Here is a 14,202-nt window from a genome sequence, read left to right on the forward strand (position 1 = left end):
AACCGACCCCCGCAGCGGGCGATGCCTTATCTCTCTTTACCCGCTGCTTACCATACTAACCAAGGCAACATTGAAGCAGCTTGGTTGGTAAAGTCTGAACGCCGTTAGACAATTTTTACCACGACGCGGCCGCGGACCTGGCCGGCCAGGATTTTCGCGCCCCATCCCGGAACCTCGTCGAGCGAAATTTCTTGAGTGATTTCAGATAGTTTCGTGCGATCCAAATCGGAGGCCAAACGCTGCCAGGCGGCTTTCCTGGGCGGAAGCGGGCACATCACGGAATCGATGCCGAGAAGGCACACTCCGCGCAAAATGAAAGGCGCGACCGAAGACGGCAGGTCCATGCCAGCCGCCAGGCCACAGGCGGCGATCGCGCCACCGTACTTCGTCATCGACAGGAGATTCGCCAGCGTGGTCGAGCCGACGCTGTCGACGCCGCCGGCCCAGCGCTCCTTGGCGATGGGTTTTGCCGGCGCCGACAATTCATTGCGATCGATGACCTCGGCGGCACCGAGGTGCTTGAGGTAGTCGGCTTCCGCCGCGCGGCCGGTCGAGGCGATGACGTGGTAGCCAAGCTTGGACAGCACGGCGGTCGCAACCGAGCCGACGCCGCCGGCTGCGCCCGTCACCACCACCGGGCCGCTCTTCGGCGACAGACCGTGCTTCTCCAGCGCCAGCACCGAGAGCATCGCGGTGAAGCCCGCAGTTCCGATCGCCATGGCATCGCGCGCCGACAGGCCTTGCGGCAGGGCGACCAGCCAGTCGCCCTTCACCCGCGCCTTCTCGGCATAGGCGCCGAGATGGGTCTCGCCCATGCCCCAGCCGGTGCAGACCACCTTGTCGCCCGCCTTCCACTGCGGATGCGAGGAGGCTTCGACGGTGCCGGCAAAGTCGATGCCGGCGATCATGGGGAAGCGGCGCACCACCGGCGCCTTGCCGGTGAGCGCAAGGCCGTCCTTGTAGTTCAGCGTCGACCATTCGACGCGGACGGTGACGTCGCCCTCCATCAGCTCGGCTTCGTCGAACTGCGTGAGCTGTGCGGCGGTGCCCTTGTCCGCCTTGTCGATCCGGATCGCCTTGAATGTGGCCACGACTGAACTCCCTGACTGGTTTCACGAATGTTTAGCCGATCAGGCCGGCTGCGCAACCGCTCGCTCGACAGGTTTCTCCACGATCGGAAGATTGATCAGCGCCGAGAGCACGCCAAACAGGATCGAGAGCCACCAGATCGGCGTGTAGGAACCGAAACGCTCGAACACGATGCCCCCAAGCCAGACGCCGAGGAAGCCGCCGACCTGATGGCTGACGAAGGCGAAGCCATAGAGCGTTGCGAGCCAGCGCGTGCCGAACATCAGCGCCACCAGCGCCGAGGTCGGTGGCACCGTCGACAGCCAGGTCAGGCCGGAAATCGCGCCGAACGCGATCGCCGAGAACGGCGTGATCGGGAATGTGATGAAGGCAAGCGTCGCCAGCGCACGCGTGAAGTAGATGGTCGAAAGGATGTAGCGCTTGGGCAGATAGTTCTGCAGATAGCCGACGCTGAGCGAACCGATGATGTTGAACAGACCGATCGCCGCGATCACCCAGCCGCCGGTTTGCGTCGAGATGCCGCGATCGACCAGGAAGGCCGGCAGATGCACGGTGATGAAGGCGAGCTGGAAACCGCAAGTGAAGAAGCCGAGCACCAAGAGCACGTAGGAACGGTGGCCGAAGGCTTCGGCAAGCGCCTTGGTGAAGGTCTGGTCATCCGCCGGCGTCGCGTTTGCCGCATTCGCAACCGGCGGCGTCGAAAGCGCCAGCGACAGCGGGATGATCAGCAGCATCAGGAAGCCGAACACGGAGAGCGCCTGCTGCCAGCCGAAATTGTCGATCAGCGCAACGCCGATCGGCGCGAACAGGAACTGCCCGAACGATCCCGCCGCCGTGCCGGCGCCGAGCGCGAGGCCGCGCTTCTCGGCCGGCAGGAGCTTGCTGAACGCCGACAGCACCAGGTTGAACGAGCAGCCGGCAAGACCAAAGCCGACCATCACGCCCGCACCGATGTCGAGCGACAGCGGCGTCGAGGAGTAGCGCATCAAGAGCAGGCCGCCGGCATAGAGCAGCGCGCCGACGCACATCACCCGAAACAGGCCGAAACGATCTGCGACCGCACCGGCGAGCGGCTGGCCCAGCCCCCACAACAGATTCTGCACGGCGATGGCGAGGCCGAACACGTCCCGGCCTCAGCTGAATTCATGGCTCATCGGCTGCACGAAGAAGCCGAGCGCCGAACGCGGGCCGAAACCGAGCATGCCAATGGCACAGCCGCAGAGGATGATGACGGCCGGGGTGCGCCAGTTGGAGGAACGTGAGGCCGGTGCGAGCTCGCCGATCTGTGTCGACATGGTTTTCCTCGTCTGTCGTTGGCGGATCCGCAAATCAGCAGCCGCGGGACAGCTCGTTTAATGCATCTGCATGAAAACCCCAAGTCGAAAACGGTTGCATTCCACGGGGAGCTGCCGCGGGAGCATTGCGTTTCAACACAGCCTCGCCTGACACATCAGCCGCGAATTGACGGGAATGTGTGCGGCAGGACCTAGCGGCACCCAGCGGAGCGTGCTATTCTCGATTTACTCAGATTGAGCATATTAGGGCGACGACCGGCCGATCGGCCGAATTTATCGGCCCCTGTATATTCTCAAATTGAGCATAATAACACATGGGAGGCTTCAATGCCGATCACTGGAATTTACGGCCCCGACGACATTGCCAACCGGCCTCAGGGCCAGCCCGTCGCCTCCCCGCGCGCCGCACCGGTGCCCGCGGGACCGAAATTGCCAATGCCCTCGCTGGAATGGACGCCGGCGGTCGAACGCGCGACCGCGCCGCTCTACGACCGCGTCAAGCACGTGATCCCGCCGATCGAATGGCCGCTGATGGCGCCAACCATCAACGCGATCAACGAGCTGAAGCGCGCGCGGGCCGCGGTCATCCTCGCCCACAACTACCAGGCCCCGGAGATCTTCCATTGTGTGGCCGATATCGGCGGCGACTCGCTGCAACTCGCGATCGAAGCCACCAAGGTGAAGGCAGACGTCATCGTCCAGTGCGGCGTGCACTTCATGGCGGAGACCTCGAAACTGCTCAATCCGGACAAGACCGTTTTGATCCCGGACTCGCGCGCGGGCTGCTCGCTTGCCGCCAGCATCACCGGTGCGGACGTGCGGCTGCTCCGCGAACAATTTCCCGGCGTGCCCGTCGTTGCCTATGTCAACACCTCGGCAGAGGTGAAGGCGGAGGTCGATATCTGCTGCACGTCCTCGAACGCGGTGCAGGTGGTCGAGAGCCTGGGCGCTCGAAGCGTGATCTTCCTGCCCGACCGATACCTCGCCACTTACGTGGCTTCGAAGACCGACGTGAAGATCATCGCCTGGAAAGGTGCCTGCGAGGTGCATGAGCGCTTCACGGGCGAGGAGCTGCGGAGCTTTCGCGAGGCTGATCCATCCGTCCAGATCATCGCGCATCCGGAGTGCCCGCCGGACGTGCTGGCGGAAGCCGATTTTACCGGCTCGACCGCGCACATGATCAACTGGGTGCGCGCGAGGCGGCCGCGGCGGCTCGTCATGATCACCGAATGCTCGATGGCCGACAATGTGCGGGCCGAGCTTCCCGACGTGGAGATGCTGCGCCCCTGCAATCTCTGCCCGCACATGAAGCGCATCACGCTCGCCAACATTCTGGACAGCCTGCTGACGCTCGGCGAGGAGGTCACGATCGATCCCGCGCTTGCGGAGCGCGCGCGGCGCTCGGTCGAGCGCATGATCAATCTGAAGAATTGAGACTCAGCCACAAACACAGCTGTCGTCCCGGACAAGCGCGCCTCGAGCGCGCGCAGATCCGGGACCCATAACCACAGGAAGATGTTTGGCGAAGAACGGCGTTTCAGAGCTTCGCAAGACAATCTCCGCCGCGGCGTATGGGTCCCTGCTCCCATGCGCGATTGCGCACTAGGCAGGGACGACGGCGGAGTGAATGGAGAAAGCCATGACAATTACCATCCACAATCTCACCCGCAGCACCGACGACGTCGTCATCGTCGGCGGCGGTCTTGCCGGACTGTTCTGCGCGCTGAAGCTCGCGCCGCGGCCGGTGACCTTGATCTCGGCCGCACCGCTCGGACAAGGCGCGTCGTCCGCTTGGGCGCAAGGCGGCATCGCCGCGGCGGTGGCTGAAGGCGATACGCCGGAGGCACACGCCGCCGATACCGTCGCCGTCGGCGGCGGGCTCGTCGATGAAGCCGTCGCATTCGGGATCGCGCGCGAGGCTGCGTCGCGTATCCATGATCTTCTCGCCTATGGCGTGCCGTTCGATCGCGATCTCGAAGGCAGGCTCGCAGTGGGGCGCGAAGCTGCGCATTCCGCGCGCCGTATCGTGCATGTACGCGGCGATGGCGCCGGCGCCGCGATCATCGCGGCCCTGAGCGATGCGGTGCGTCGCACGCCATCGATCCGCCTGATGGAAGGCTTTGTCGCCGAAGCACTGTTGACCGAGGACGGTACCGTCACCGGTCTTCAATTGCGCGAGGCCGGCAATCCCGCTGCACGACCGGTCGTGCTCGCCTCACACGCGGTCGTGCTTGCGACCGGCGGACTCGGCCATCTCTACGCCGTCACCACCAATCCGCCCGAAGCCAGCGGCTCGGGCCTTGCGATCGCGGCCCGTGCCGGCGCCGTGATCGCCGACCCTGAATTCGTGCAGTTCCACCCCACCGCCATCATGGTCGGCCGCGATCCGGCACCGCTCGCCACCGAAGCCCTGCGCGGCGAAGGCGCAACGCTGATCAACGGCAACGGCGAGCGCTTCATGAGAGCGCGCCACCCGCTCGCCGAGCTCGCGCCGCGCGACATCGTGGCCCGCGGCGTGTTCGCCGAGATCGCAGCCGGACGCGGCGCCTTCCTCGATGCGCGGCAGGCGCTGGGCGCGCGCTTCGCGACAAAGTTTCCGACCGTGCATGCGAGCTGCATCGCCGCCGGCATCGATCCCGCGACGCAACCGATTCCGATTGCGCCCGCCGCGCACTACCACATGGGCGGCGTCGCGGTGGACGCGCGCGGCCGCAGCTCGATCGACGGGCTCTGGGCTGGCGGCGAAGTGTCCTCGACCGGTGCGCATGGCGCCAACCGCCTCGCCTCGAATTCGCTGCTCGAAGCCGTCGTTTATGCCGCACGCATTGCCGACGACGTCGCCGGCCGCACTGTGCCCGGGCCCGCCCGCCTCCCGGACGCGCTGGTGACGCCGCACGCTGGCGCGCTGGATGCTGCAGCGGTGAAGCGGCTGCGCGCGATGATGAGCGCGCGTGTCGGCGTGATCCGCGACGGTGACGGGCTTGCGGAAGCCGTGCGCCACTTCGCCAGGCTCGAGCGCGAGGCCGGAAACAGCGCCTTCCGCAACATGGCGACTTCGGCCCTGCTCGTCGCCGCTGCGGCCTGGACACGGCGCGAGAGCCGCGGCGCGCATTTCCGTTCCGATCATCCGGGCGACAACCCCGCGCTGGCGCAGAGAACGATGACCACGCTCGCCGCAGCGCGCGAGGTTGCGGAGAGCCTGAACGAGCGTCCGCTGCCGCGCATTGCGCAACCCCTGTTCGCATGAAGAAGGATGCTGCCTCATGATCACCCCGACCTCGCTGTTCTATCCCGATGCCTTCCTCTCGCCGCTCGCGATCGAGGAGGCCGTCCAGCGCGCGCTCGACGAGGACCTCGGCCGCGCCGGCGACATCACCTCGCTTGCGACGATCCCGGAAGCGACGAGGGCGCAAGCGATCCTCGTCGCGCGGCAGTCCGGCGTGATCGCCGGGCTACCGCTGGCGCTCGCGACCTTGCAGAAGCTGTCGCCCGACATCGAGGTGCGCGCACATGTCCGCGATGCCGCGCGGGTTGCTCGCAGCCAACATGTGCTGACAATCTCGGCCCCCGCGCGCGCCATTCTCACGGCCGAGCGGACCGCGCTGAACTTCGTCGGCCGCCTGTCGGGCATAGCCACGCTCACGGCGGACTATGTCGCCCGCACCGAAGGCACCGGCATGCGCATCTGCTGCACGCGAAAAACCACGCCGGGATTGCGCGCGCTGGAGAAATACGCGGTGCGCTGCGGCGGCGGCTTCAACCATCGCTTCGGCCTCGACGATGCGATCCTGATCAAGGACAATCACATCGCAGTCGCCGGCGGTATCCGTCCGGTGCTGGAGCGCGCCCGCGCCCATGCCGGCCATCTCGTCAAGATCGAGATCGAGGTCGATACGCTGGCGCAGCTGCGCGAGGTGCTCGACACCGGAATGGCTGACGCCGTTCTGCTCGACAACATGGACCCTGCGACTCTGCGCGAGGCTGTGCGGATCAACGAGGCCCGCCTCAAGCTGGAGGCGTCCGGCAGCGTCACGCTGGACTCGATTGCGGCGATCGCGGCGACCGGCGTCGACTATGCCTCGGCCGGCGCGCTGACGCATTCGGCGCCCAATTTCGACTGCGCGCTGGATATCGAGGCGTGATGTCTTCGCCTCTCCCGGCTTGCGGGGAGAGGCCGGAATGCGCGCGTAGCGCGGATTCCGGGTGAGGGGGAGTCTCCGCGAGGTTGGTGACAGTTGGACTCGTGGAGAGTCCCCTCACCCCAACCCTCTCCCCGCAAGCGGGGCGAGGGAGCAGACCTGCATCGCGGCGAATTTTGGTGCCTACCTTCGCTCGCTCGCGCCCATCTCGGCCGAGCTCTTGGATTCCTGCGTGAGCGCGGCGGAGAGCGCAGCGGTCTGCGCGGGCGTGCCCCAGCTCGGTTCCTCGCTGCCGTCGCCCCAGTTGCGCGGCCGATAGAAGGTGTGCACGCCGGTCTTGTACATCTTCTTCATCTCGGCGACCCAGGACGGGCGGACCCAATAGGCGTGGTAGTGCGTGGACTTGCCGACCTCGGGCAGCCAGATCTGGCCGTCGAGCATCGCCTTGGAAATCGTCTTGGCGCGCTCCCACATTTCGGGCTCGCGGATCACGTCCGGATTGTTGTCGCAAGCGAAGGTGAACTGGCAGGCGAAATGGCGGTACTTGTTCTGGTAGACCACGCCGCACACGGTGTCGGGATATTTGCCGGAGAAGACGCGGTTCATCACCACCTGCGCCACCGCGATCTGGCCGCGCACGGCCTCGCCGCGGGATTCGAAGTAGACGGCTTCGGCGAGGCACTTCTCGGATTTCGCGCGCGACTTGTCGTCGAGCGCGAGCCGCTCCGCCGGCGATCTGGCGCGCTGGTTGTCGGCGTTGACCTCGCCCTTCGGCGCAACGCTCTCGCCGCTGTCGACGTCCTTGGCGATGTCCGCCGTCGGCGGGGTCAGCGAGGCCGTCACCTTCATGTCGGGGTCGGGGATCACGATCAGAGGTTCGGCGCCGGGCTGCCAGCTCTCGATGGTCTCGAGATTGCCGCCGAGCGAGGAGCTGCCGAAGAACAGGCTCGAGGTCTTGACGCTGAAGGGATCACGCGCCGGTGCGGGCGCAGCAGAGGCCCGCTTCAACGCCTCCAGCGGTGCGGTCGCGAGCGCGCGCGCAGCGTCGCTGGCCTGCGGCGGATTGGAATATTGCGGCAGCGGCGGCGCGCGCAGCGCTTCCTGGAGCTCGGGATCGAGCGCGGCCGCGGATTCCGGCGACATCGCCTGCGGCAATGCGGCGGTCTTGGCGCCGAACACCGAGCTATTTGACGTCGCGGGATCGTCCTGTGCCGGTGCCGCAGCCGGCGCGACCGTCTCGGGAGACTGCGTCGGCGCGACGATTGCGAGGCGATCGCCCTTCAGGGAGCGATCGACCTTGGGAAAGTCGGAAGCCTGGTAGCGCGGCGGCGCCTGAAGGGCAGGATTGCGGCTGATCGCGCCGGTGACGTCGCGGCCGTCGAGGCTCGCGAGCCGAGCCATCGCGCTCTGCGGAGCGGAGGTGCCGATCGGCCGCGAAAAGCTGTAGGTGGCGAGCTGGATCGAGGACGCCGCGGAGAACACCTGCTTCTGCCAACGCTCGGCGACGCCGGGCTGGCGCGCCAGCAGAGAGGCAATGTCCTGATAGCCGGTCTCTCTCGGCATCAATGCGAAGATGCAGAGACCGATGCCGAAGGACGCGAACCGCGCGCCCTTCGGATGGTTACGCAACACTGACATCGATACGCTCACGCTACGCTTACGCTCGTCCGATCGAACTCAGTACATCCGTGCAATTCGATCTTTATCGTGAGTATCTAATTTAGGTTGCCGGGGCGTTAATCCGCGTTGCGCATACGGCACACTCAAGCGAACACAGGTGTTTTCACGGGGCGACGATGCGTGTTGGTAAATGCCAGACGACGTGAAGCGGTAAACAACCGGTCAACGCGAATGGTGAAGGAACTCTTGCGCACACGTATCAATACGGGACGTGTGATGGGTTCCTGTTGTTGCGACAACCACTCCTGTCGTGCCCGGGGCTTGACCCTAGCATATTCACACATCTCGGGGCCGGCGGCGTCTTGCCAGATCGTCTGAAGTCTGAATCCATCGGAGCGTTGTGCCGATGGAGCGAGTGATGGAAGGCGGATTGGGACGGTTTGGAGACCGGCGCCTGGAAAAAGGGGGGCCCGTTTGTTGGCCCGCCTTATCAGCGTCGGTCAGTCTGGGATCAGTGTTCGGCGGGTTGGCGGGGATCGAGCTGGCGAGATCCGCATCACGCGTTTCCTTCGCAATCGGCGGGTGACCCCGGAGGAGATGGTGACCACGGCCCGGTTGCGGACCGCAGGGCTGGTCAGAGGTCGCCATGTTCTGGCGATCCAGGACACCACGACCCTGCGAGACGATGGCAAGCTCGACAGTTTGAACCTTCACGCGATGGTCGCCGTAGATGCCGATGACGGGGCATTGCTCGGGCTTGTCGATGCGACGTTCCTCAAACATGTCGGCGGCAAAAAGCGCCGGCGGGCCGTGCGGGCATTTGCGGATAAGGAGAGCCGTCGCTGGCTCGACGCCACCCTCACGGCGGCAGAGTTGGCAGCTCATGGGGCGGAATGTGTGACGGTAGTTGCCGACCGCGAGGGTGACATTTACGAGGAGTTTGCCTGCCGACCTGTCGAGACTGAACTGCTGATCAGGGCCAATTACGATCGAGCTCTGAAGGATGGTGGCACGCTCTACAACTGCCTCGATGACGTGCCAGAACTTGGCCGGGAAGTTATCGACGTATCGGCCAAGCCGGGCCAGATGGCACGTAAAGCCGTATTGGCATTGCGAACGCGGCAGATCAGCCTGCTGCGGCCAAGACGCAAATGCCCAGGTGAAGAGGCCAAACTGCCGAAGGAGGTCACGCTCACGCTGGTGGAGGCGCGTGAGGTCGATCCTCCGGCAAACGTCCCGCCGGTGCATTGGCGACTACTGACGACACACCAAGTGACAACACTGGCGTCTGCGCAGCAGATCACGCACCTGTATCGCCAGCGCTGGACTATCGAGCAACTGTTCCGTCTCATGAAGACCAAGGGCTTCAACATCGAAGCCGTATGTGTGGTCGACGGCGGCCCATTCGAGAACTTGACCGCGGCAACGCTGATCGCAGCGATCCAGGTCCTGCAAATGGTACGAGAGCGCGACGGTGCAGCAAACCGACCGCTCGACGATATGCTTGATCCTAAGGATCGTCCGGCTTTGGAGGCCGTTTGCCGAACCCTTGAAGGCAAAACCGATCGGCAAAAGAATCCGCACCCCTCGGGTTCGCTTGCCTACGCAACGTGGGTATGCGCGCGCCTCGGCGGCTGGACAGGATACTACAGCAAACCAGGCCCCATCACGATCCTCCAGGGCCTATTGGCCCTCAGGGCCATGCTCAGCGGCTGGAGAATCGCTCGCGATGTGTGAATCAACTAGGGCTTGACCGGGGCATCCAGTACGCCGCGGCCTCTCGATTCCATCACTACCGCCTCGGCGTACTGGATCGCCCGGTCAAGCCGGGCGATGACAATGAGTTTGTGGCGATCGCAAACGCGTCATTGCGAGCGCAGCGAAGCAATCCAGAGTCTTGCCGCGGAGGGATTCTGGATTGCTTCGCTGCGCTCGCAATGACGGTGTGGAAAGAGCGGCGCACAAAATAAAAGAGGCGGAGCTTGGCCCGCCTCTTTCAACTCAAATCTGCGCTTCTGCTTACGCCTGGCTCGCGATCTCTTTCCCGAGCGCGGCTTGCGCCGCCGCAAGCCGCGCGATCGGCACGCGATAGGGTGAGCAGGAGACGTAGTCGAGACCGATATGGTGACAGAAGGCGACGGAGGCGGGATCGCCGCCGTGCTCGCCGCAGATGCCGACCTTGAGCGAGGCGCGGGTCTTGCGGCCGCGCGCGACGCCGATCTTGACGAGCTCGCCGACACCTTCCCGGTCCAGAGAGATGAAGGGATCGACCGAGAGGATGCCCTTCGCCACGTAGGGACCGAGGAAGCTCGCCGCGTCGTCGCGGCTGATGCCGTAGGTCGTCTGGGTGAGATCGTTGGTTCCGAACGAGAAGAACTCGGCCGACTGCGCGATATCGGCCGCGAGCAGACAGGCGCGCGGCAGCTCGATCATGGTGCCGACCTGATAAGCCAGCTTGGTGTTGGTGTCGCGCATCACGGCCTGTGCGGTCGCGTCGATCCGCGCCTTGACGAGATCGAGTTCGGCCTTGGTCGCGATCAGCGGCACCATCACCTCGAGGCCGACGGCCTTGCCGGTTCGCTTCTGCGCCTCGACTGCCGCCTCGAAGATCGCGCGCGCCTGCATCTCGGCGATCTCCGGATAGGCGATCGCGATACGGCAGCCGCGGAAGCCGAGCATCGGATTGAACTCCGAGAGCTCACGGGCACGGTCCGCCAGACGCCGCGGGTCGGTGTTCATGGCGCGCGCCACTTCCTCGACTTCGGCATGGGTATGCGGCAGGAATTCATGGAGGGGAGGATCCAGAAGCCGGATCGTGACGGGCAGGCCCTTCATGATCTCGAACAGCTCGACGAAGTCGGCGCGCTGCATCGGCAGCAGCTTTGCGAGCGCGGCACGGCGCGACTGCTCGTCCTCGGAGAGGATCATCTCGCGCACCGTGCGGATGCGCGTCTCCTCGAAGAACATGTGCTCGGTGCGGCAGAGGCCAATGCCTTCGGCGCCGAACTTGATCGCGGTGCGCGCGTCGTCCGGCGTGTCGCCGTTGACGCGAACGCCGATCTTGCGGACCTGGTCGGCCCAGTTCATGAGCGTGCCGAACTCGCCGGACAGCTCCGGCTCGATCATCGGCATGCGGCCGGCGAGCACCTGGCCGAGCGAGCCGTCGATGGTGATGACGTCGCCGGTCTTGAAGGTACGCGAGCCGATGCTCATGGTGCCGCGGCCGTAATCGACGCGGATGGTGCCGCAGCCGGAGACGCAGGGCTTGCCCATGCCGCGCGCGACCACCGCCGCGTGCGAGGTCATGCCGCCGCGGGTGGTCAAAATGCCTTCGGCGGCATGCATGCCGTGGATGTCTTCGGGGCTGGTCTCGATGCGGACCAGAATGACCTTGCGTCCGTCGCCCTGAAGCTTGGCCGCTTCATCCGAGGAGAACACGATCTCGCCGGAGGCAGCGCCCGGCGAAGCCGGCAGGCCGGTGGCGATCACGTCGCGCTTGGCGTTGGGATCGATAGTCGGATGCAGGAGCTGATCGAGCGAGGCCGGATCGATCCGCGTCACCGCTTCCTTCTTCGAGATCAGGCCTTCATTGGCGAGCTCGACCGCGATGCGCAGCGCCGCCTTCGCGGTGCGCTTGCCGCCGCGGGTCTGGAGCATCCAGAGCTTGCCCTGCTCGACCGTGAACTCCATGTCCTGCATGTCGCGGTAGTGCTTCTCGAGCAGCGTGTAGATCCGCGTCAGCTCCTTGAAGGCCTCAGGCATCGCCGCTTCCATCGACGCCTTGTCGGAGCCCGACTCTTTCCGCGCTTCCTCGGTGATGTCCTGCGGCGTGCGGATGCCCGCCACCACGTCCTCGCCTTGCGCGTTGATCAGGAACTCGCCGTAGAGCTTGCTCTCGCCGGTCGAGGGATTGCGGGTGAAGGCAACGCCGGTGGCCGAGGTCTCACCCATGTTGCCGAACACCATGGCCTGCACGTTGACCGCGGTGCCCCAGGACTCCGGAATGTCGTGCAGCTTGCGGTAGGTCACCGCGCGCGCGTTCATCCAGGAGGAAAACACCGCGCCGATCGCGCCCCAGAGCTGGTCGTGCGGATCCTGCGGGAATTCCTTGCCGGTCTCGCGCGCGACCGCGTCCTTGTACTTGCCGACCAGCTCGACCCAGTCGTCGGCGGACAGATCGGTGTCGAGCGTGTAGGCCTGGCTGTCCTTGAAGGTGTCGAGGATTTCCTCGAAGTGATGATGCTCGAAGCCGAGCACCACGTCGGAATACATGGTGATGAAGCGGCGATAGCTGTCATAGGCGAAGCGGCGGTCGCCCGACAGTTCCGCCAGCGCTTCCACGGTCTGGTCGTTGAGGCCGAGATTGAGCACGGTGTCCATCATGCCCGGCATCGAGGCGCGCGCGCCGGAGCGCACCGACACGAGCAGCGGGTTCTTGGTGTCGCCGAAGATCTTGCCGGTCAACTTGCCGACATAGTCCAGCGCCTTCTCAACCTGCGGCTTCAGCTCCTTGGGATAGGTCTTGTCGTGCTCGTAAAAATAGGTGCAGACCGAGGTCGGGATGGTGAAGCCGGGAGGCACGGGCAGACCGAGATTGGCCATCTCGGCGAGGTTGGCGCCCTTGCCGCCGAGCAGGTCGCGCATCTCCGAGCGGCCCTCGGCCTTGCCGTCGCCGAACGTGAACACCCATTTGCCGGCCTTTGCGGCGCTTGGGGCCGCCTTGGCGGGCGCAGCCTTCTTCGGTGCGGGCTTCGGGGCGACCTTCGGCGTAGCCGCCTTGGTCACGGCCTTTGCCGCCGGCTTGGCTGCAGGCTTTGCAGCGGCTTTGGCGACCGGCTTCGGCGCGCTCTTGGCCAGCGCCTTGCGGGCCGGCGGCGCGGCTTTCGCGACGGCAGAGGACTTTGATTTCGCTGGCATTTTCTTAGGCTTCGAGGCGGCTTTGGCCATAGCTTGCACACAACCTGCGAGAGGAATGGGAAATCGCGGGCCTTACACCATTTTGGGCGGGCCCGCGCAAGTCGGACAGTTCCGAAAAGTGAACGCCTAGAAGCGAAGCCACTTCAGGAGCCCGAGCCCGATCGCGCCGTTGACGATGAGGAAGATCGCGACAATGAGGTTGAGAAGCCGCGGCATGATCAGGATGAGCACGCCCGCAATCAACGACAGGATCGGCGAAATGTGGGCGACGGTGATGTGCATGAACAATCTTTCTGTGGAGGTGAGGCGAATCGCGCGCGGATCATAGCCGGCCAAGTTCCGGGAGTAGAGATGCACAAGTCGCGCCGCGAGTTCCCGGCATCCACGAAAACTGCCCGAAATTGCCGCGAATGCGGCAAGCCTTTTCCCGGAACATTGGCTTTAGGCACGCATTGGCAACCAGTCGCGCCACTGGCGCGTCCGCAGAATCACGTCGAAGGAGTTGTCCATGCGGAACAGGATTCTTGCTCTTGCAGCGCTCGCGGCCGCGATCGGCACGCCCCTTGCGGCGCAGGCGCAAAGCGATGTCACCATCGGGCGCGCGCCCGCCGTGGTCGACAGCGCCCCGACGATTGCCGTCGAACAGCGGCCGGCCTTCCGCGAATATGTCGTCGAACAACGTGTGCCAGCCTTCCGCATTCCGGATCGCGTGGTGGTTGGCGCCACCCTACCCGAGAGCGGCATCACCTATTATGACGTGCCGCAACGCTTCGGCGCCACGACCTATCGCTATACCGTCGTGAACGGCGAAACCGTGCTGGTCGAGCCGCGCTCGCGCCGCATCGTCGAGGTGCTGAACTAAATTCCTGTCTGGACGCGTTTTCTTCACGCGACCGGTGTCCCGCTTCGCTTGAAAACGCTGCAGTTGCAGTCGATGTCCGGCGCGTCACATCAGGCTGGCGCGAGCAGTTTAAATCGGACATCAGCCCTGCCCGGTCCTTCCCCCCGCCGGGCAGGGCTTTTTCTCTCGTGTCCCGGGCAAGCGAAGCGCAGACCCGGGACCCAGAACCTCCGAGCACGCGGCCAGCATGGGCCCCGGCTCTGCAGCGCAACGCTGAAGTAGCGCTGCGCTGCGTCCGGAG

Annotated in this window: 9 protein-coding genes and 1 pseudogene; 5 read left to right on the forward strand and 5 right to left on the reverse strand. The window is 65.1% G+C overall.

The genetic code is table 11. The features are described 5' to 3' along the window. Window positions 1–104: 104 nt before the first annotated feature. Complete coding sequence (acuI, locus tag ACVIIV_RS34550) at window positions 105–1,091, reverse strand: acrylyl-CoA reductase (NADPH) (protein WP_456748177.1); 987 nt, start codon at window positions 1,089–1,091, stop codon at window positions 105–107. A 39-nt stretch (window positions 1,092–1,130) separates the two neighbouring features. After that, window positions 1,131–2,384 (reverse strand): annotated as a pseudogene (locus ACVIIV_RS34555) (MFS transporter). A 327-nt stretch (window positions 2,385–2,711) separates the two neighbouring features. On the opposite strand from ACVIIV_RS34555, the gene nadA reads away from it, so the two are divergent. From nadA to nadC, 3 genes are all read left to right on the forward strand, one after another. Further along, on the forward strand, window positions 2,712–3,818 hold the full coding sequence (gene nadA, locus ACVIIV_RS34560; RefSeq protein WP_456748178.1) for a quinolinate synthase NadA: 1,107 nt from the start codon (window positions 2,712–2,714) through the stop codon (window positions 3,816–3,818). Window positions 3,819–4,023: 205 nt separating this feature from the next. Then, window positions 4,024–5,631, forward strand: coding sequence for an L-aspartate oxidase (locus tag ACVIIV_RS34565; protein ID WP_456748179.1), 1,608 nt, complete (start codon window positions 4,024–4,026; stop codon window positions 5,629–5,631). A gap of 16 nt (window positions 5,632–5,647) precedes the next feature. Further along, a complete protein-coding gene (nadC, locus tag ACVIIV_RS34570; RefSeq protein ID WP_456748180.1) occupies window positions 5,648–6,526 on the forward strand; it encodes a carboxylating nicotinate-nucleotide diphosphorylase in 879 nt (292 codons plus the stop codon). 180 nt (window positions 6,527–6,706) lie between these two features. Here nadC and ACVIIV_RS34575 read toward each other — a convergent pair whose 3' ends face one another. Further along, window positions 6,707–8,161: a cell wall hydrolase gene (locus ACVIIV_RS34575; protein WP_456748181.1), complete on the reverse strand. Its 1,455-nt coding sequence runs from the start codon at window positions 8,159–8,161 to the stop codon at window positions 6,707–6,709. A gap of 459 nt (window positions 8,162–8,620) precedes the next feature. On the opposite strand from ACVIIV_RS34575, the gene ACVIIV_RS34580 reads away from it, so the two are divergent. Continuing rightward, entirely contained in the window at window positions 8,621–9,880 is a 1,260-nt protein-coding gene (locus tag ACVIIV_RS34580) for an IS4 family transposase (RefSeq protein WP_456746947.1), read from the forward strand. Between the two features lie 282 nt (window positions 9,881–10,162). Here ACVIIV_RS34580 and ppdK read toward each other — a convergent pair whose 3' ends face one another. Beyond that, complete coding sequence (ppdK, locus tag ACVIIV_RS34585; protein WP_456748182.1) at window positions 10,163–13,090, reverse strand: pyruvate, phosphate dikinase; 2,928 nt, start codon at window positions 13,088–13,090, stop codon at window positions 10,163–10,165. Between the two features lie 96 nt (window positions 13,091–13,186). Further along, entirely contained in the window at window positions 13,187–13,342 is a 156-nt protein-coding gene (locus ACVIIV_RS34590; RefSeq protein ID WP_008562090.1) for a DUF3096 domain-containing protein, read from the reverse strand. A 226-nt stretch (window positions 13,343–13,568) separates the two neighbouring features. Between ACVIIV_RS34590 and ACVIIV_RS34595 the strand changes: the two genes are divergently transcribed. Further along, a complete protein-coding gene (locus tag ACVIIV_RS34595; protein WP_456748183.1) occupies window positions 13,569–13,922 on the forward strand; it encodes a DUF1236 domain-containing protein in 354 nt (117 codons plus the stop codon). The last annotated feature ends 280 nt before the right edge of the window (window positions 13,923–14,202 follow it).

The organism is Bradyrhizobium sp. USDA 4354 (genome assembly GCF_054060315.1).

Bases quoted from the DNA above. Each gene is read 5' to 3' on its own strand.
- nadA (WP_456748178.1), top strand. From the start codon at position 2,712: ATGCCGATCACTGGAATTTACGGCCCCGACGACATTGCCAACCGGCCT.
- ACVIIV_RS34565 (WP_456748179.1), top strand. From the start codon at position 4,024: ATGACAATTACCATCCACAATCTCACCCGCAGCACCGACGACGTCGTC.
- nadC (WP_456748180.1), top strand. From the start codon at position 5,648: ATGATCACCCCGACCTCGCTGTTCTATCCCGATGCCTTCCTCTCGCCG.
- ACVIIV_RS34575 (WP_456748181.1), bottom strand. From the start codon at position 8,161: ATGTCAGTGTTGCGTAACCATCCGAAGGGCGCGCGGTTCGCGTCCTTC.
- ppdK (WP_456748182.1), bottom strand. From the start codon at position 13,090: ATGGCCAAAGCCGCCTCGAAGCCTAAGAAAATGCCAGCGAAATCAAAG.
- ACVIIV_RS34590 (WP_008562090.1), bottom strand. From the start codon at position 13,342: ATGCACATCACCGTCGCCCACATTTCGCCGATCCTGTCGTTGATTGCG.
- ACVIIV_RS34595 (WP_456748183.1), top strand. From the start codon at position 13,569: ATGCGGAACAGGATTCTTGCTCTTGCAGCGCTCGCGGCCGCGATCGGC.